The following is a 16505-nucleotide window of genomic DNA, read 5'->3' on the forward strand; positions in this document are numbered from 1 at the left end:
CTGGCGTCAGTGCGGCGGGCGGTAGCGGTTGAAGCGCTTCAGCAGCGCCACCAGCGCCGGCTGCGAGATTGCCTTGGCGTAATGCCCGCCATCGCCCTGCATGTCGCGCGCGGCGATCATCGCGTTGACGATCGATTCCTCGGCCGCCTGCGCGGTGGCCTCGAACAACGGATCGATGTGGTCGTTGCCGATGAAGCTCATCTGCTGCACGGGCTGGTCGTGCAATGCCTGGGCGTTGGCGGTGGAGAACGCCACGAAGATGTCGCCCGAACCGTTGCCGGCATAGCTGCCCATCCGCGCCAGCCCCATGCCGGCGCGCTTCGCGATGCGCTTGAGCTGGTCCGGTCGCAGCGGCGCGTCGGTGGCGACCACGATGATGATCGAGCCGGTGTCCGACGCATGCGGGTTGGGGGCGCTGTAGATGCGGTCGTTGCGCAGGTACTGGCCGACCGGCACGCCGGCGATGCGCAGGCTGTCGCGCAGGCCGTAGTTGGCCTGCACCAGCACGCCCAGGGTGTAGTCGTGCCCGCCGACGCGCAGGCGCCGCGAGGCGGTGCCGATGCCGCACTTGAACTCGTGGCAGATCATGCCGGTGCCGCCGCCGACGTTGCCCTCGGCGACCGGCCCGCCCTTCGCCTCGTGCAGCGCCCGCGCGGCATCCCCGGGATGCACGTGGAAGCCGTTGATGTCGTTGAGCTCGCCGTCCCAGGTTTCGGCCACGACCGGCAGCGACCACCAGTAGCCCGACGCGTCCGCGCCACCGGCGTGCACGCGCTCGGCGATCACCGCGTCGCGCACCACGCCCACGCTGTGGGTATTGGTCAGCATCACCGGGCCTTCCAGCTGGCCGGACTCCTCCAGCCAGGTGGTGCCGGTCATCTCGCCGTTGCCGTTCTGCGCGAACCAGGCGCCGAACACCGGGATGTCGTAGGTGTCGTGCCCGCGTGGCAGGATCGCGGTGACGCCGGTGCGCACCTTGTGGCCGTTGGGCAGGTCGCGGATCAGGGTGACCTGGCCCACGGTGACGCCGGCCACGTCGGTGATCGCGTTGAGCGGCCCGGGCGTGCCGTCGAACGGCACGCCGAGGTCGCGCGCGCGCGGCTCGGCGGCATGCGCCAGACCCGACAGTACACACAGGAGCAGTGCGAGTTGGAAGCGGGGCATGGATACTCCGGAGGGCGACCGTGCGTCGCGCAAGTCTATCCCGAGAACGGAGCCACCCATGCAAGCTGAGCCGATGACGAATGATCTTGTCCACGCCCGCGCGCTGCCTGCGCGCCACTACGTGGGCGAGGCGATGCTGGCGATGGAGCAGCACGCAGTGTTCGGCCGCAGCTGGCAGCTGGTGGCGCACCAGGGCCAGCTGGCCGAAGCGGGCGACCACGTGGTGGAGCAGATCGGCCAGGTGCCGGTGATCGTGGTGCGCGGGCAGGACGGCGTGCTGCGCGGCTTCGTCAACGTGTGCCGCCATCGCGCGGGGCCGCTGGCGTTGTGCAACGGCAAGGGCGCCAAAGCGCTGCACTGCAAGTACCACGGCTGGACCTACACGCTGGAAGGCCAGCTGCGCAGCGCGCCGGAAATGCAGGGCGCCGCCGACTTCAACGTCGAGGAGATCCGCCTGCCGCCGGTGCGCGTGCACGAGTGGCAGGGGCTGGTGTATGTGGCGCTGGATGAATCCGTACCGCCGTTCGAGCAGGTCTACGCCGGCATCGCCGAACGCATCGCGCCGATCGATCTTTCGGCCATGCGCTACCTGCGCCGCGACAGCTACGAGATCGCCTGCAACTGGAAGGTCTACATCGACAACTTCCTCGAGGGCTACCACCTGCCGCACGTACACCCGGGGCTGTCGAAGGTGCTGGACTATCGGGCGTACGACACCGAGCTGTTTGCGTGGCATTCACTGCAGTCCTCGCCGCTGCGCAACAGCGCGGCCATCTACGGCGACGGCGAGGCGTTCTACTACTTCGTCTACCCCAACGTGATGCTCAACATCATGCCGGGGCGGATGCAGACCAACCGCATCGTGCCGCTGGGGCCCGGCCGCTGCCGCGTGGAGTTCGACTACTACTACGCGCAGGACGCCGCCGCGCAGGCGCGCATCGCCGCCGACCAGGACTTCAGCGACGAGGTGCAGCACGAGGACATCGCGATCTGCGAGGCGGTGCAGCGCGGCCTCACCTCCGGCACCTACGACGCCGGCCGGCTGTGCCCGAAGCGCGAGAGTGGCGTGTGGCATTTCCACAACCTGCTGCGCGCGGCCTACGCCGACGCGCCAGTCCAAGCCCACGGAGACCACGCATGAGCAAGCCCCTGCCCGTCCTGCTGTTCGCGCTGGCGTCCGCACTCGCTGCGCCTGTCCATGCCGCCGAGCGAAGCGTGGTGCATGCCGGCCATCTGCTCGACGTCGACAGCGGCCGCATGCTGGCCGACCAGGCGGTATCGATCGAGGGCGGCAAGATCATTGCGGTGCAGCCATGGTCCGCCGACGCGGCCAAGGGCGCGCGCGTGCTCGACTGGACCGCCTGGACCGTGGTGCCCGGCCTGATGGACATGCACACGCACATCTCGGAGCCGGCCGAAACCGCCGACATCGCCGCCCCGCTGAAGATCAGCCCGGCGCAGCAGGCCTTCATCGGCGCGATGAACGCGCGCCGGACGCTGCAGGCCGGCTTCACCACCGTGCGCGACGTGGGCGTGTACCGCGGCTTTGCCGACATCGCGCTGCGCGACGCGATCAACGCCGGCGAGATTCCCGGCCCGCGCATGTTCGTCGCCGGCGCCTACATCACCGCGCCCGGCGGCGGCGGCGAGATCACCGGCCTGCCCGCCGGCACCGTGGTGCCGCCGGCATTCCGCCAGGGCGTGTCGCAGGGCGTGGACGACGTGCGCAGGCACGTGGATCTGATCCTCGACCACGGTGCCGACCAGATCAAGGTGATCGCCACCGGCGCCGTGCTGGCCAACGGCACCGAGCCGGGCAAGCCGGAATTCACCGAGGCGGAGATCCACGCCGCCGTGGTGGAGGCGGCCAAACGCGGCAAGTTCGTCGCCGCCCATGCGCATGGCGCCGAGGGCATCAAGCGGGCGATCCGTGCCGGCGTGCGCTCGATCGAACACGGCTCGCTGATCGACGACGAGGGCATCGCGCTGCTCAAGCAGCACGGCACCTGGCTGGTGGCCGACATCTACGACGGCGACTACATCGAGGAAGTCGGCACCCGCGACCACTGGTCGCCTGAGATCCTGCGCAAGAACGAGGACACCACGCTGGCCCAGCGCGAAGGCTTCCGCAAGGCGGTGAAAGCCGGTGTGCACCTCGCCTTCGGCACCGACGCCGGCGTCTACCCACACGGCCAGAACGCCCGCCAGTTCGCCTACATGGTGCGCTGGGGCATGACCCCGCTGCAGGCGATCCGTTCGGCCACCATCGACGCCGCCCGCCTGCTCGGCAAGCAGAAGGAGCTCGGCTCGATCGCGCCCGGCAAGGCCGCCGACCTGGTCGCGGTGGGCTGCGATCCATTGCATGACGTGGACTGCCTGCGGCAGATCCGCGGCGTGATCAAGGCCGGCACGCCGGTTTCCCTCGACCGATGAGCATGACCACGCCCGTGAGCAACCAACGCAAGATCGGCTTCTGGACCTGCACCGCACTGGTGGTAGGCAACGTGATCGGCATGGGCATCTTCCTGCTGCCCGCTTCGCTGGCGCCGTACGGCTTCAACGCGCTGATCGGCTGGACCGTCACCCTGCTCGGCTGTCTCGCGCTGGCGCGGGTGTTCTCCTACCTGGCGCATGCCCTGCCCGGCGCCGACGGGCCCTACGGCTACATCCGCCGCACCCTCGGCGAGCTGCCCGCGTACATGGCGCTATGGGCGTACTGGGTCTCGCTGTGGCTCACCAACGCGGCGCTGGCCACCGGTGCGGTGGGTTACATCACGGTGGTGTTCCCGGTGCTGCAGGCGATCCACCCGGCGGTGTTCGCGCTCGGCCTGCTGTGGCTGTTCGTGGCGATCAACCTGCTCGGCGTGCGCGCCGGCGGCAGCGTGCAGATCGTCACCACCGCGCTCAAGCTGCTGCCGATGATCGCCATCGCCGTACTCGGCGCGTGGGTGTTGCTGCACTCGCCGGCGAGCTACACCGCGCACCTGCCAAGCACGCCGATCAGCCTGAAGGACACCATGGCCGCCGGCACCATCGCGCTGTTCGCCATGCTCGGCATCGAGTCGGCCAGCGTGCCGGCAGCGCGGGTGAACGACCCCGGCCGCACCATCCCGCGCGCCACCATGGTGGGCACGGTGCTCACCGCGGTGATCTACATCATCGTCTCCACCGTGCCGCTGCTGCTGATCCCGCAGCAGGAGCTGGGCAACGCTGGCGCGCCGTTCGCGCTGCTGATGGACCGCTTCGGCGGCGCCGGCTTCGGCCGCTGGCTGTCGCTGTTCGTGGTGGTCAGCGGGCTGGGCGCGCTCAACGGCTGGACACTGCTGGTGGGCGAGCTCACCCGCACCATGGCCGCTAACGGCGTGCTGCCCAGGGTGTTCGTGCGCGACAACCGCCGCGGCGCACCCGCGGTGGCGCTGGTGGTCACCGGCGCGCTGGCCTCGGTGATGGTGTGGATGAGCTACAGCAAGTCGCTGGTGTCGGCCTTCACCTTCATCACCCGCGTGGTCACCGCCGCCAACCTGCCGCTGTACCTGTGCTGCTCGCTGGCGCTGATCGTGCTCTGGCGCCGCGGCACGGTGCGCGGCGCGGTATTGCCGGCCGCCGTGCTCGGCGTGCTGTTCGTGGTGTTCGCCTTCATCGGCATCGGCCACGAGCCGCTGGTGCTCGGCCTGGGCCTGATCGCCGCCGGCCTGCCGCTGTACGCCTTCATGCGGCTGCGCCGCCGCCATGCCGCCTCCGCCAAGGTCTGACCCGATGCGCGATCCCCGCTACGACATCCTGTTCACCCCGCTGAAGATCGGCCCGGTCACCGCAAAGAACCGTTTCTTCCAGGTGCCGCATTGCAACGGCATGGGTCATGCGATGCCGCTGGCGCATGCGGCGATGCGCGAGATGAAGGCCGCGGGTGGCTGGGCGGTGGTGTCGACCGAAGAATGCGAGATCCATCCCAGCGGCGACCTCACCCCGTACGTGGAGGCGCGGCTGTGGGACGACCGCGACATCCCTGCGCTCGCGCTGATGTGCGACAAGGTGCACGCGCACGGCGCGCTGGCCGCGCTGGAGCTGTCGCACAACGGCCCCACCGCGTCGAACCTGTATTCGCGCGAAGTGCTGTTGGCGCCCTCGCACCAGCCGTCCAAGTACGGTTACCCGTCGCAGGCGCGCGCGATGACCCTGCACGACATCCGCGAGTACCGCCGCTGGCATCGCGAGGCGGCGATCCGCGGCCAGCGCGCGGGCATGGACATCATCTACGTCTACGCGGCGCACGACCTGTCGCTGGCGATGCATTTCCTGCAGCGCCGCCGCAACCAGCGCAGCGACGAGTACGGTGGCTCGCTGGAGAACCGCGTGCGCCTGCTGCGCGAGGTGATCGAGGACACCAAGGACGCGGTGGGCGACCGCTGCGCCGTGGCGCTGCGCTTCGCCACCGAGGAACTGCTCGGACCCGGCGGCGTGGAGCTGGCCGAGGCGAAGGAGATCGTCGGCATGCTGGCCGAGCTGCCCGACCTGTGGGACGTGAACGTGGCCGCCTGGTACAACGACTCGGTGCCCTCGCGCTTCGCCGCCGAAGGCGCGCAGGAACCGTTCATCGACTTCGTGAAAAAAACCACCAGCAAGCCGGTGGTCGGCGTGGGCCGTTTCACCTCGCCGGACACGATGGTGTCGCAGCTCAAGCGCGGCGTGCTCGACATGATCGGTTGCGCGCGTCCGTCGATCGCCGATCCGTTCCTGCCGCGCAAGATCGAGGAAGGCCGCAGCGACGACATCCGCGAATGCATCGGTTGCAACATCTGCGTCTCCGGCGACATGACCATCTCGCCGATCCGCTGCACGCAGAACCCGACCATGGGTGAGGAGTGGCGCAAGGACTGGCACCCGGAACGCATCGCGCCGAAGCGTTCGGCCAGCCGCGTGCTGGTGATCGGTGCAGGTCCGGCCGGGCTGGAGGCTGCGCGTGCGCTGGGCCAACGCGGCTACGAAGTAAGCCTGGCCGAGGGACGCAAGGAGCTCGGCGGCCGCGTCACCCGCGAGGCGCGCCTGCCGGGCCTGGCCGAATGGGCGCGCGTGCGCGACTGGCGCGTGGGCCAGATCAACAAGCTCGCGAATATAGCCGTCTATCCCGATTCGGCCTTGACCGCGCAGGACGTGCTCGACTTTGGCGCCGAACATGTGGTGCTCGCCACCGGCTGCCACTGGCGCCGCGACGGCTACGGCCGCAGCAACGGCTTCGCCATTCCCGGCTTCGCCAACAACCTCCGCGTGTTCACGCCCGACGACCTGATGGACGGTCGCCTGCCCGATGTTCAACAGCATGGGGGCCGCGTGGTCGTGTTCGACGACGACGGCTTCTACTACGGCAGCGTGGCCGCCGAGCTGCTGCGCCTGCGCGGCTGCGAGGTGATCCACCTCACCCCGGACGACAGCATCGCGCCGTGGAGCCAGCACACGCTCGACTACCGGCATATCCGCAAGCGGATGGCCAAGCTCGGCATCGAGGCGATGGTGTCGCACGACATCATCGGCTACGAAGGCACCACGCTGACCGTCGAGGATGTCTGGACCCACCAGCGCCGTGAGCTGGCTTGCGACGCGGTGGTCACGGTGACCGCCCGCGTGCCCGACGATGCGCTGTACCAGGAGCTGCTGCGGCGCGAAGCGGAATGGTCCGCCGCCGGCGTGCAGTCGTTGCGCTGCATCGGCGACGCCGAGGCGCCGGGGCTGATCGCGCACGCGGTCTATGCCGGCCATCGCTACGCCCGCGAACTGGAGGAACCCGCCTCCGGCGAGGTCGCGTTCAAGCGGCACTTCCATACCGCGCACGCCGACGACCTCTTGCGCGGGACGCCGGCGTAGAACCTTCCGCAAAGCGCATTCAACCCGCTTCGACAACCTGACGGATCCGCTGCACGACGGATGCATCCAGCCGCGGCAACAAGTCCAGCGCGTCCAGGTTCTGCGCCAGCTGCTCGCGCTTGCTGGCGCCGAGCATCACCGTGGAAACATGCGGATTGAGCAGGCACCAGGCGATCGCCAGCTGCGCCAGGCTGGTATCCAGCTCGGCGGCGATCGGCTGCAGCGCGCGCACCTTGCCGAGGCGTTCGTCGCCGTGGCCCAGCACGCTCTCGCGCAGCCACTCGTAACCGGGCTGGGCCAGCCGCGAGTCGGCCGGCACGCCGTCGTTGTACTTGCCGCTGAGCAGGCCGGACGCCAGCGGCGACCAGATCGTGGTGCCCATGCCGTAGGCCTCGTACAGCGGCGCGTACTCCACCTCCACACGCTCGCGGTGCAGCAGGTTGTACTCCGGCTGCTCCATCACCGGCGCATACAGGTGATTCTCGCGGGCGATCGTATGCGCCTCGTGGATCGCCTCGGCCGGCCATTCGCTGGTACCCCAGTACAGCACCTTGCCCTGGCGGATCAGCGTATCCATCGCCGCCACGGTTTCGGCGATCGGCGTAGCCGGATCGGGGCGATGGCAGAAGTACAGGTCCAGGTAATCCACGCGCAGGCGCTGCAGCGCCTGGTGGCAGGCTTCCATCACGTGCTTGCGCGACAGCCCGCGCTGGGTCGGCAGCGGCTTGTCGTAGGCGCCGAAGAACACCTTGCTGGACACACAGTAGCTGTCGCGCGGAAAGCGCAGGTCGGCCAGCACGTCGCCCATCACCTGCTCGGCCACGCCGTTGTTGTAGGTCTCGGCGTTGTCGAAGAAGTTCACCCCGCGATCGTGCGCCAGCGCCAGCAGTTCGCGCGCCTGCGCGCGCCCGACCTGCTTGCCGAAGGTGACCCAGGCGCCGAACGACAGCGCGGAAAGTTGCAGGCCTGAGGTGCCGAGGCGACGGTAAAGCATGGAGGCGCTCCTGGTTTGAGAGAGACCGCAAAGTTTACGCCTTGACGCGTGGCTGCCCCGTCAATCGATGGACATCCCGGCGGACGCCGCTTCGATTCCGCCACTGCGGCTACGCCCAGGGAGATCGATACGTGCCCCGCACCGTTCGGGCTGAGCGTAGCGCCGCAGGCGCGGAGTCGAAGCCACACGCACCGCTCGCGAGGGCTACGAAAAAAAGTGCAGCCCAAGCGCCAGCACGACCGCGGCGAAGATGCCGGCGATCACGTCGTCGATCATCACGCCGAAGCCACCCTTGACGCGGCGGTCCAGCCAGCGGATCGGCCATGGCTTCCACACGTCGAACAAGCGGAACAGCACGAAGCCGACAGCGATCGCCCACCACGACACGGGCAGCACCAGCAACGGAAGCAGCGCGATCCACTGGCCGATGAATTCGTCCCACACCAGGGTGCGGTGATCGTCCACGCCGAGTGCGCGGCCGGCCAGGTTGCATGCCCACACGCCCACGCCGAACCCGACCAGCAGCACGACCACGTACAGCGGCAACGACAGCTCGCGCAGCAACAGCCACGGCAGCAGCGCGGCCAGCGAGCCGAACGTGCCTTGCGCGACCGGCGCGAGTCCGGAACCGAAACCGCAGGCCAGCCAGCCGGCCGGCGTGGCCAGCAGTGCGCGGCGCTGTTCCGCGCTCAAGGTCTTCTTTGCGCTCACGCGAAATGCTCCCAGCCGGATCGGTCCGTCGTCAGCCACGCGCCATCGCTGCCGCGCACGCGCACGCCATGGCCTTCCACGATGCGACCGATCTTCGTCACGCCGCAGCCGAGCCGGCCAAGATCCGCCTGCACCTCGGCCAGCCGGTTGGCTGGCACGGTGAAGCACAATTCGTAGTCGTCGCCTCCGCTCAGCGCAAAGTGCAGCGCGGTGGTTTCGTCATGCAGGTGCAGCAACGCCGACGAGCGCGGCAGCAACGCCGCTTCGATCTCCGCGCCGACCCCGCTGGCCGTGCATATATGCGCAAGGTCGGCGAGCAGCCCGTCGGAGATGTCGATGCAGGCGCTGGCCTGCCCGCGCAGCGCGGTGCCGGCGGCGAGTCGCGGGGTCGGCCGGTTCAATCGCTCGATCAGGAATTCGCGCAAGCCGGCGCGTTGGTCGTCGACGCGCGCCGGCTGCTGCAACGCTTGCAGTCCTGCGGCAGCGTCGCCCAATGTGCCGGTGACCAGCACCGCATCGCCGATACGCGCGCCGGCGCGGGTGAGCGCCCTGCCCGGCGGCACGAAACCGTGCACGGCAACGCTGATGCACAGTGGTCCGCGGGTGGTGTCGCCGCCGACCAGCGCGAGGCGATGTGGCTGCGCCAGCTTCGCGAAACCTTCGATGAAGCCTTCGACGAAGGCGCTGTCGGCCTCCGGCAGGGTCAACGCCAGCAGCGCCCAGGCCGGGCTCGCGCCCATCGCGGCGAGATCGGACAGGTTCACCGCCAGCGCTTTCCAGCCGATGTCCGCTGCCTCCGTACCGCGCGGGAAATGCACACCTTCGACCAGGGTATCGATGGCGACGGCCAGTTCCTGTCCGGCCGGCACGGCCAGCAGCGCGGCATCGTCGCCGATGCCCAGGCGCATGTCGTCGCGCGGCTGCGCGGTGTGCCGGCGGATCAGTTCAATCAGGTCGAATTCCATCAGCCGATCACCGGTTGGGGAGTCTGCTAGCGAGTGAAGACCAGCGTCGGGCTGTCGTGGTAGACGGCCTCTTGCCACAGCCGGTAACCGGCCTTTTCGGCCACGCGGATCGACGGCAGGTTCTCGGGCGAGATGATGCAGACCATGCGCCTGTCGGGGAAATGTTTCTGGCCCCAGTCGCTGATCGCCGCCACCGCTTCGCTCGCATAGCCGTGGCCGTGCGCTTGCGGTGCCAGCACCCAGCCGCATTCCAGCATGCCCCGCAGCGAGGGCTGCATGTCGCGGTGCAGGTCGGCGAAGCCGATGTCGCCGATGTAGCTGCCGCTGTCCTTTTCCTCGACCGCCCAGTAGCCATAGCCCACCAGGCCCCACATGCCTCGGTACTGCAGCAGGCGCTTCCACACCTCCTCGGCGGTGAATGCACGGCCACCGATGAAGCGGACGACGGCAGGATCGGACCAGATCGCCAGGCAGGTCGCGTGGTCATCCGCCCGATGCGCACGCAGCCGCAGCCGGTCGGTCTCGATCGTCGGGACCTGCGCCGATGTGTCGACGACCGCTGCCATCAGCCGCGCTTCTCGACCGCGCGCAATTCGCCGGCCAGTTTGTCGAGCACCCCGTTGACGTAGCTATGGCCGTGGTCGGCACCAAAGCGCTTGGTCACCTCGATCGCCTCGTTGATCACCACGCGGTACGGTACGTCGGGGCGGAATTTCAGCTCGTACGCGGCCAGCCGCAAGGCGGCGCGTTCGATCGGATCGATCTGCGCGACTTCGCGGTCGATATGCGGACGCAAGGCTTCATCGAGTGCCCCGACGTGCTTCTCGACGCCGTGCAGCAGGTCCTCGAAGTATTCGAGGTCGGCCACTTCCATGTCCTGCTCGTGGCGGAACTGCTCGATCACCGCATTCATGTGGCTGCCGGAAAGCTGCCACGCGTACAGCGCCTGCAGCGCGCGGCGGCGGGCGCGCGAACGCGCCTGCATGTCGATACCCTGCGCGTGCTGGCTCATGCCAGCTTGCCGTAGAGGTTGACCATTTCCAGCGCGGCGATCGCGGCATCGGCACCCTTGTTGCCGGCCTTGGTGCCCGAGCGCTCGATCGCCTGCTCGATGCTGTCGGTGGTCAGTACGCCGAATGCCACCGGCACGCCGGAGCTGTACGCGGCCTGGGCCAGGCCCTTGGCGCATTCGCCGGCGACGTAGTCGAAGTGCGGCGTGGAACCGCGAATCACCGCGCCCAGCGCGATCACCGCGACGTACTTGCCGGAGTTGGCCAGCTTGTGCGCGGCCAGCGCGATCTCCCACGCACCCGGCACGCGAACCAGTTCGATCGCATCGTCCTTCACGCCATGGCGCACCAGCGCGTCGCGCGCCCCGGCAACCAGCGGTTCCACGACAAAGCCGTTGAAACGGCCCGCGACGATGGCAAAACGGCCTTTGGGCGTGGCGAAGTCGCCTTCGATGATCTTCATTAGCGGATTTCCTGAGGTTGGACGCGTGGCCCATGCAGATCGGGCATTTTACGGGTTTGGCCGGCCGCCTGCTTGCCTGGACTCCCTCCCTGCTCGCAGGCGAGGAGCCGGAGCATCAGGCTACGGCGACAAATGCGGGTATCCGCTGAAACCCAACCATGCTTTGCCGCCATCGACCCGCAACCTCGCCGGCACGCCAAACGGCAAGGTGAACTTGTCCGGTTCGTGGCCGATCGGCAAGCCGTCGATCACCGGTATCCCGCTGGCCCGGCGGATCTGTTCGAAGCTGTCGGCGAGGCCATAACCGTTGTCGTAACTGCTGGGTCGGCACTTGCTGAAGTCGCCCAGCAGCAGCGCGCGTTGCCGCCCCAGCACGCCGGAAAGCTGCAGTTGGTACAGCATCCGCTCGATCCGGAACGGCGGCTCGCCAACGTCCTCGACGAACAGGATGCCGCCGTCGATCGCCGGAAAATACGGCGTGCCGACCAAGCTGCACAGCACCGCCAGATTGCCGCCCCATAGCGGCCCCTCGACGTCGAGTTCGGCGCCGGGGGCAGTGTTCCACTCGACTTGAGTCGAGGGGGAACGCACGGTGTCCCAGAAATGCCGCCAGGTGAACTCGCTGAGGGTCTGCGCACCGAAGTCGGCACCCAGCATCGGCCCGCTGAACGTGCACAGGCCGCTCATCGCATGCAGCGCGAGTTGCAACGCGGTGAAGTCGCTGTGGCCGACCAGCAGGGTGTGGCTGTCGCCCAGTCGTTCACGCAGCGCGTCGTAGTGAAGTTGCGACAGCAGGCGCGTGGTGCCGTAGCCGCCGCGGATCGCCAGGGCGATGTCCGGCAATTGATCCAGCGTGGCCAGCGCATTGATATCGGCGGCGCGCTCGGCATCGCTGCCGGCGTAGCGCTGCTCGCTGCGGTCGAGCACGGCCAGCCCGCTCACGCGGCAACCCGCCTCCTGCAGGCGCTCGACGCCACGCGTCATCGCCATGCGATCGTGCGGATAGCCGGAAGGGGCAATCAGGTGGATACGTGTTTCGGGCATGGGCTTGGTCGGTGGAAGAAAGCTCGATTACGGCGATGACACAGCCACCGCATGGCGGAATCATGGCCGGGAACTGTCGAATCCGCTATCGCCACCTGCCGTGGGAGCCCGCTCGCGGGCGATGTTCTTGCTGAAACAAGGGCGAAGAGCATCGCCCGCGAGCGGGCTCCTACGGATGCATGCGGTTCATCGCATGGGGCGAGGCGGTCACACGTATTCGACGACTTCGAGCCCGAAGCCGCCCAAGCCGACCATCTTGCGCGGAGTGCCGAGCACGCGCAGTTGGTGCACGCCGAGATCGGCCAGCATCTGCGCACCGAGACCGAGCTGGCGCCACTCCTGCTGCTGCGCATCCTCCGGCTCCTGGGTACTCGGCTGGCGCTGCAAACGGGCCAGCAGTGCTTCGGGGGTGTCTTCACCGGACAACACCAGCAGCACGCCGCGATCCTCGTCGGCGATGCGGCGCAGTGCCGAGGTCACGGTGAGGCCGAGGTCGTCGCGCTGCAGGTGCAAGACGTCGGACAAGGTGTTGCGCACATGCACGCGGACGAGCACCGGCTTGCCGTCGTCGATCGCACCGCGCACCAGCGCGAAATGCAGGCCGCGACGGATCACGTCGCGGTACGCCACCAGCCGGAACATGCCGAACTCGGTCTGCACTTCTTCCTCGTGCACGCGCTGCACGGTCTTTTCGGTTTCGAGGCGATAGCGGATCAGGTCGGCGATCGAGCCGATCTTCAAACCATGTTTGGCCGCAAAGACCTCCAGCTCGGGACGGCGCGCCATCGAACCGTCCTCATGCAGCACCTCGATCAGCACCGCCGACGGCTCCAGCCCGGCCAGCGCGGCCAGGTCGCAACCGGCTTCGGTATGGCCGGCGCGGGTCAGCACGCCACCGGGCTGTGCGGTGAGCGGGAAGATGTGCCCCGGCTGCGACAGATCCTGCGGCTTCGCATCGGATTTCACCGCCACCTGGATCGTGCGCGCACGGTCATGCGCCGAAATGCCTGTGGTGACGCCCTCGGCCGCCTCGATCGAGACGGTGAAGTTGGTGTGGTAGGCCGAAGTGTTGTCGCTGACCATCGGGCGCAGGCCGAGCTGGCGCGTGCGTTGCTCGGTCAGGGTGACGCAGACCAGGCCGCGCGCCTCGCGCACCATGAAGTTGATGTCTTCCGCGCGCACTTTCTCGGCAGCCATGATCAGGTCGCCCTCGTTCTCGCGGTCCTCGTCGTCGAGGATCACGACCATGCGGCCGGCGCGGATGTCTTCGAGGATTTCGGGAATGGTGTTGAAGGGCATGTCATGGAGCCAGAAGTGAGCGAAGAGAAGTGAGAAACGAGAGAAAGCGGGAGGAATGCGTGAAGAGTCGTGGGAATATAAAAAGAACGAATGGTGACCGGCCCTCTTTTCTCACTCCTCTCCACTCATTTCTCGCCTTCAGGCGAAGCCGTGCTGTTTGAGGAACGCCTCGTCCAGCCGTGGCGTTTCGCCGCTGGACAGCAGCCGCTCGATGTAGCGCGCCACCACGTCCACCTCGATGTTCACCGCATCACCAACGCGGCGCGCGTGAAACGCGGTGTGCTCGACCGTGTGCGGAATCAGGTTCACGCCAAATCGCGACCCGGCGACTTCGTTGACGGTGAGACTGGTGCCATCGATGCAGACCGAGCCTTTCGCGGCGATGTAGCGCGAGATTGCTGCAGGCACGTCGAACGTCCAACGCTGCGAGCGGCCGTCGGGGGTGATCGAGACCACCTTGCCGAGGCCATCGACATGACCGGAGACCAGGTGTCCACCGAGCCGGTCGGACAGGCGCAGCGCCTTTTCAAGGTTCACCGGGTCGCCCGCCTTCAGCTTGCCCAGCGAGGTCAGCGACAGCGTCTCGTTGGAAACATCGGCGCTGAAGCCGCGAGGTTCCAGCGTGATCGCGGTGAGGCATACGCCGGAGACGGCGATCGAGTCGCCCAGTTGCACGTCGGTCAGGTCGAGGTCGGCGGTATCGACGTGCAGGCGCACGTCGCCGCCGCGCGGTTCGAGCCGCGCGATGCGGCCCACGGTCTGGATGATGCCGGTGAACATCAGCGCACCTCCAGGCGGAGGGCGATGCGACGCAGCGAATGAATGGCTTTCATGAAACGTACTCCGCATGGTGTGGGCGAGTACGCCTCAAGGCATGAGGCCAGGCGCGCGCCGTGAAGCGCCCGCCGTGCCGTCTTCTCTTTATCCGGACTGTGAGGAAGCAGTCGCCCGCTTCCAACCGTCGGCTCCGGCATCGGACCGGATCTGCTGACCTTCCGGCATGACCGGAAGCGCTCGCGGGCTCGCCTCGAAAGGCCTACCGCCGGTGGGGAATTTCGCCCCGCCCTGAAGACGTCGTGCAATGCCGGATGGCCGGCGGCGGAAGTCTAGCACCATCGCCATGCGAAGCCGGCGGCGCCGCGGGGAAGCAGCGTTTCCCCGTGCGCACGATCACGGCCGCAACGCTACTACGCCACCAGCCCTTGGGCTGCTGTTGTTGCCCGGCCACACGCCCGGCCACCAGGGACTGCAACTGCGCTTGCCGCACGCTGGCGTGGTGCTGCTCAGCGGCGACCTTTATCACAGCCGTGAAGCCCGCCGGCTGCGGCGCGTGCCCAGGGTCAATACCGACCGCGCCGCCACGCTGGCGTCGATGGACCGGTTCGAAACGATCGCAGCGCGGACGCACGCACGGGTGGTGATCCAGCATGATCCGCGCGACATCGCCGCGCTGCCGCACTTTCCCGCTTGCCTGCATTGAAGATCAGCCCGGCCGCAGGCGCAGCCGGATGTCCTGACCCAGCATGCGCTGGTCGACCACCCGCAACTGCCAGCGCCGGGCCATGTCGTCGAGCGTGGGCAAATGCAGCAGCGGGCGGGCGCTGTCGCCCAGCAGCAATGGCGCGATGTAGAGCAGCAATTCATCGACCAGGCCAGCGGCGAACAAGGCACCGCAGAGGGTCGGGCCGGCTTCGACATGGACTTCGTTGCAACCGCGGTCCGCCATCAGGGCCAGCACCGCATGCAAATCCAGGGCATCGTCTTGCATGGCCAGCACGATCCGCTCGACCCGCGCAAAGCGATCGTCCGCACACGATGCTGCCGCGCCATGCAGCAGCAGGGTTGGCATCGAGCCATCCAGCACGTGGCTTCCCGCCGGCGTGCGCAACTGGCGATCGAGGATCACGCGCAGCGGCGGCGTGAACTCATCGCCCGGCGACAGCCGCACGGTGAGCCGCGGATCGTCGGCGAGTACAGTGCCGCTGCCGCTGAGGATGGCCGAACTGCGCGCGCGCCAGCGCTGCGCGTCGGCGCGCGCCGCTTCGCCGGTGATCCACTTCGATTCGCCACTCGCCAGCGCGGTGCGGCCGTCCAGGCTCATCGCCAGTTTCACCCGCACGAACGGACGACCACGCTCGATCCGGCTGAAGAAACCGATATTGAGTTCACGCGCAGCCTCACGCATCAGGCCAGTGTCGACGCCGATCCCGACGGCGCGCAACTTGCCGATGCCGCGGCCGTCGACCTGCGGAAACGGGTCCTCCGCTGCAATCACCACCCGCTTCACTCCGGCGGCGATCAACGCGTCGGCACACGGCGGGGTGCGTCCCTGGTGCGCGCACGGCTCCAGCGTCACGTAGGCAGTGGCGCCGCGTGCACGCTCACCGGCCTCGCGCAGCGCGTACACCTCGGCATGCGGCTCGCCGGCGCGCTGATGCCAGCCTGCTCCCAGCACTTCTTCGCCACGTGCGACGACGCAGCCCACGCGCGGGTTAGGTTGCGTGGTGTACAGGCCACGTTCGGCCAGACGCAGTGCCTGCGCCATATGGGCATGGTCGATCGCGCCGAATTCCGTCATGGCATGGATGATCCGCTGATTTCGCGAAAAGGGGCCCAGCAATCCAGCACGCTGTCCAGCTCTTCATCCGGCAGACGCTCGATCACCGCAAGACGTGCGCGCTTGCTCATCTCCGATTCGTCGCTGCTGCCGTCCAGTTTCCCGAAAAACCGGTCGCGCGCCTCCCGCGATGGCCATCGCGCGATGGCGACCCAAGTGCCCTGCGCGTTCCGGAACAGGCTCGATCCACCCGAGCCACCGGCGAGCCCATCCAGGGTGATGCGCTGCCAGTTGGCGACGAAATCGCTTTCGCGCTCCGGGTGCAGACGCCAGCGGTAGATCGCCACGAACATGTTCACTCCTTAGCCCACGGGAAAGCACCCTCGGGGTCCGGCGTCCAGCTCGCCATGCATTTTCTTCGGCGTCACCCGACGCCATG

The 16505-nt window shown here is 68.1% G+C and carries 17 protein-coding genes and 1 riboswitch; of the genes, 5 read left to right on the top strand and 12 right to left on the bottom strand.

Annotated features, from left to right (window positions below; translation table 11 throughout):
• Positions 1-6 precede the first annotated feature (6 nt).
• Positions 7-1164, bottom strand: a complete 1158-nt coding sequence (locus tag CIW53_RS07140) for a P1 family peptidase (protein WP_149363985.1) — start codon at positions 1162-1164, stop codon at positions 7-9.
• A 58-nt stretch (positions 1165-1222) separates the two neighbouring features.
• Here CIW53_RS07140 and CIW53_RS07145 point away from each other — a divergent pair, with 58 nt between their 5' ends.
• Genes CIW53_RS07145 through CIW53_RS07160 form a run of 4 tightly spaced genes read left to right on the top strand, consistent with a single transcriptional unit; the run spans position 1223 to position 7023 of the window.
• Positions 1223-2305 carry an aromatic ring-hydroxylating dioxygenase subunit alpha gene (locus CIW53_RS07145; RefSeq protein WP_149363986.1) on the top strand — a complete coding sequence of 361 codons (1083 nt, stop codon included), beginning with the start codon at positions 1223-1225 and terminating at the stop codon, positions 2303-2305.
• Entirely contained in the window at positions 2302-3597 is a 1296-nt protein-coding gene (locus tag CIW53_RS07150) for an amidohydrolase family protein (RefSeq protein ID WP_149363987.1), read from the top strand. Before CIW53_RS07145 ends, CIW53_RS07150 begins: the two co-directional genes overlap by 4 nt.
• A gap of 2 nt (positions 3598-3599) precedes the next feature.
• The gene (locus CIW53_RS07155; protein ID WP_242451802.1) at positions 3600-4916 is read left to right on the top strand and encodes an amino acid permease; all 1317 of its coding nucleotides are present in this window, start codon (positions 3600-3602) and stop codon (positions 4914-4916) included.
• Positions 4917-4920: 4 nt separating this feature from the next.
• The gene (locus CIW53_RS07160) at positions 4921-7023 is read left to right on the top strand and encodes an FAD-dependent oxidoreductase (protein ID WP_149363988.1); all 2103 of its coding nucleotides are present in this window, start codon (positions 4921-4923) and stop codon (positions 7021-7023) included.
• A gap of 19 nt (positions 7024-7042) precedes the next feature.
• Here CIW53_RS07160 and CIW53_RS07165 read toward each other — a convergent pair whose 3' ends face one another.
• The 9 genes from CIW53_RS07165 to CIW53_RS07205 all read right to left on the bottom strand — a co-directional run bounded on the left by CIW53_RS07165 (position 7043) and on the right by CIW53_RS07205 (position 14289).
• A complete protein-coding gene (locus CIW53_RS07165) occupies positions 7043-8017 on the bottom strand; it encodes an aldo/keto reductase (protein ID WP_149363989.1) in 975 nt (324 codons plus the stop codon).
• 204 nt (positions 8018-8221) lie between these two features.
• The gene (locus tag CIW53_RS07170; protein WP_149363990.1) at positions 8222-8728 is read right to left on the bottom strand and encodes a phosphatidylglycerophosphatase A; all 507 of its coding nucleotides are present in this window, start codon (positions 8726-8728) and stop codon (positions 8222-8224) included.
• Entirely contained in the window at positions 8725-9693 is a 969-nt protein-coding gene (gene thiL, locus CIW53_RS07175) for a thiamine-phosphate kinase (RefSeq protein WP_149363991.1), read from the bottom strand. Before thiL ends, CIW53_RS07170 begins: the two co-directional genes overlap by 4 nt.
• Positions 9694-9719: 26 nt before the next feature.
• Positions 9720-10259: a GNAT family N-acetyltransferase gene (locus CIW53_RS07180; RefSeq protein WP_149363992.1), complete on the bottom strand. Its 540-nt coding sequence runs from the start codon at positions 10257-10259 to the stop codon at positions 9720-9722.
• Positions 10259-10705, bottom strand: a complete 447-nt coding sequence (gene nusB, locus CIW53_RS07185) for a transcription antitermination factor NusB (RefSeq protein ID WP_149363993.1) — start codon at positions 10703-10705, stop codon at positions 10259-10261. The genes CIW53_RS07180 and nusB overlap by 1 nt, the downstream gene beginning before the upstream one ends.
• Positions 10702-11166: a 6,7-dimethyl-8-ribityllumazine synthase gene (gene ribE / locus CIW53_RS07190; protein WP_149363994.1), complete on the bottom strand. Its 465-nt coding sequence runs from the start codon at positions 11164-11166 to the stop codon at positions 10702-10704. Before ribE ends, nusB begins: the two co-directional genes overlap by 4 nt.
• A gap of 120 nt (positions 11167-11286) precedes the next feature.
• Complete coding sequence (gene ldcA, locus CIW53_RS07195) at positions 11287-12210, bottom strand: muramoyltetrapeptide carboxypeptidase (protein WP_149363995.1); 924 nt, start codon at positions 12208-12210, stop codon at positions 11287-11289.
• Between the two features lie 207 nt (positions 12211-12417).
• On the bottom strand, positions 12418-13509 hold the full coding sequence (ribBA, locus tag CIW53_RS07200) for a bifunctional 3,4-dihydroxy-2-butanone-4-phosphate synthase/GTP cyclohydrolase II (protein WP_149363996.1): 1092 nt from the start codon (positions 13507-13509) through the stop codon (positions 12418-12420).
• Positions 13510-13647: 138 nt separating this feature from the next.
• Complete coding sequence (locus CIW53_RS07205) at positions 13648-14289, bottom strand: riboflavin synthase (RefSeq protein ID WP_149363997.1); 642 nt, start codon at positions 14287-14289, stop codon at positions 13648-13650.
• 128 nt (positions 14290-14417) lie between these two features.
• Positions 14418-14586: riboswitch (FMN riboswitch) on the bottom strand.
• Positions 14587-14629: 43 nt separating this feature from the next.
• On the opposite strand from CIW53_RS07205, the gene CIW53_RS07210 reads away from it, so the two are divergent.
• Positions 14630-14989, top strand: a complete 360-nt coding sequence (locus tag CIW53_RS07210; protein WP_172969605.1) for an MBL fold metallo-hydrolase — start codon at positions 14630-14632, stop codon at positions 14987-14989.
• 3 nt (positions 14990-14992) lie between these two features.
• Here CIW53_RS07210 and ribD read toward each other — a convergent pair whose 3' ends face one another.
• The gene (gene ribD / locus CIW53_RS07215; RefSeq protein ID WP_242451803.1) at positions 14993-16087 is read right to left on the bottom strand and encodes a bifunctional diaminohydroxyphosphoribosylaminopyrimidine deaminase/5-amino-6-(5-phosphoribosylamino)uracil reductase RibD; all 1095 of its coding nucleotides are present in this window, start codon (positions 16085-16087) and stop codon (positions 14993-14995) included.
• Positions 16084-16419 carry an antibiotic biosynthesis monooxygenase gene (locus CIW53_RS07220; protein WP_149363999.1) on the bottom strand — a complete coding sequence of 112 codons (336 nt, stop codon included), beginning with the start codon at positions 16417-16419 and terminating at the stop codon, positions 16084-16086. Before CIW53_RS07220 ends, ribD begins: the two co-directional genes overlap by 4 nt.
• Positions 16420-16505 lie beyond the last annotated feature (86 nt).

The sequence above is a fragment of the Rhodanobacter sp. T12-5 genome (genome assembly GCF_008329435.1).
Taxonomy (GTDB): domain Bacteria; phylum Pseudomonadota; class Gammaproteobacteria; order Xanthomonadales; family Rhodanobacteraceae; genus Rhodanobacter.

Coding starts and splice junctions, on each gene's coding strand:
- CIW53_RS07160 (WP_149363988.1), top strand. CDS start 4,921: ATGCGCGATCCCCGCTACGACATCCTGTTCACCCCGCTGAAGATCGGC.
- thiL (WP_149363991.1), bottom strand. CDS start 9,693: ATGGAATTCGACCTGATTGAACTGATCCGCCGGCACACCGCGCAGCCG.
- ldcA (WP_149363995.1), bottom strand. CDS start 12,210: ATGCCCGAAACACGTATCCACCTGATTGCCCCTTCCGGCTATCCGCAC.
- CIW53_RS07165 (WP_149363989.1), bottom strand. CDS start 8,017: ATGCTTTACCGTCGCCTCGGCACCTCAGGCCTGCAACTTTCCGCGCTG.
- CIW53_RS07140 (WP_149363985.1), bottom strand. CDS start 1,164: ATGCCCCGCTTCCAACTCGCACTGCTCCTGTGTGTACTGTCGGGTCTG.
- ribD (WP_242451803.1), bottom strand. CDS start 16,087: ATGACGGAATTCGGCGCGATCGACCATGCCCATATGGCGCAGGCACTG.
- CIW53_RS07150 (WP_149363987.1), top strand. CDS start 2,302: ATGAGCAAGCCCCTGCCCGTCCTGCTGTTCGCGCTGGCGTCCGCACTC.
- CIW53_RS07210 (WP_172969605.1), top strand. CDS start 14,630: ATGCGAAGCCGGCGGCGCCGCGGGGAAGCAGCGTTTCCCCGTGCGCAC.
- ribBA (WP_149363996.1), bottom strand. CDS start 13,509: ATGCCCTTCAACACCATTCCCGAAATCCTCGAAGACATCCGCGCCGGC.
- ribE (WP_149363994.1), bottom strand. CDS start 11,166: ATGAAGATCATCGAAGGCGACTTCGCCACGCCCAAAGGCCGTTTTGCC.
- CIW53_RS07220 (WP_149363999.1), bottom strand. CDS start 16,419: ATGTTCGTGGCGATCTACCGCTGGCGTCTGCACCCGGAGCGCGAAAGC.
- nusB (WP_149363993.1), bottom strand. CDS start 10,705: ATGAGCCAGCACGCGCAGGGTATCGACATGCAGGCGCGTTCGCGCGCC.
- CIW53_RS07180 (WP_149363992.1), bottom strand. CDS start 10,259: ATGGCAGCGGTCGTCGACACATCGGCGCAGGTCCCGACGATCGAGACC.
- CIW53_RS07155 (WP_242451802.1), top strand. CDS start 3,600: ATGACCACGCCCGTGAGCAACCAACGCAAGATCGGCTTCTGGACCTGC.
- CIW53_RS07145 (WP_149363986.1), top strand. CDS start 1,223: ATGCAAGCTGAGCCGATGACGAATGATCTTGTCCACGCCCGCGCGCTG.
- CIW53_RS07205 (WP_149363997.1), bottom strand. CDS start 14,289: ATGTTCACCGGCATCATCCAGACCGTGGGCCGCATCGCGCGGCTCGAA.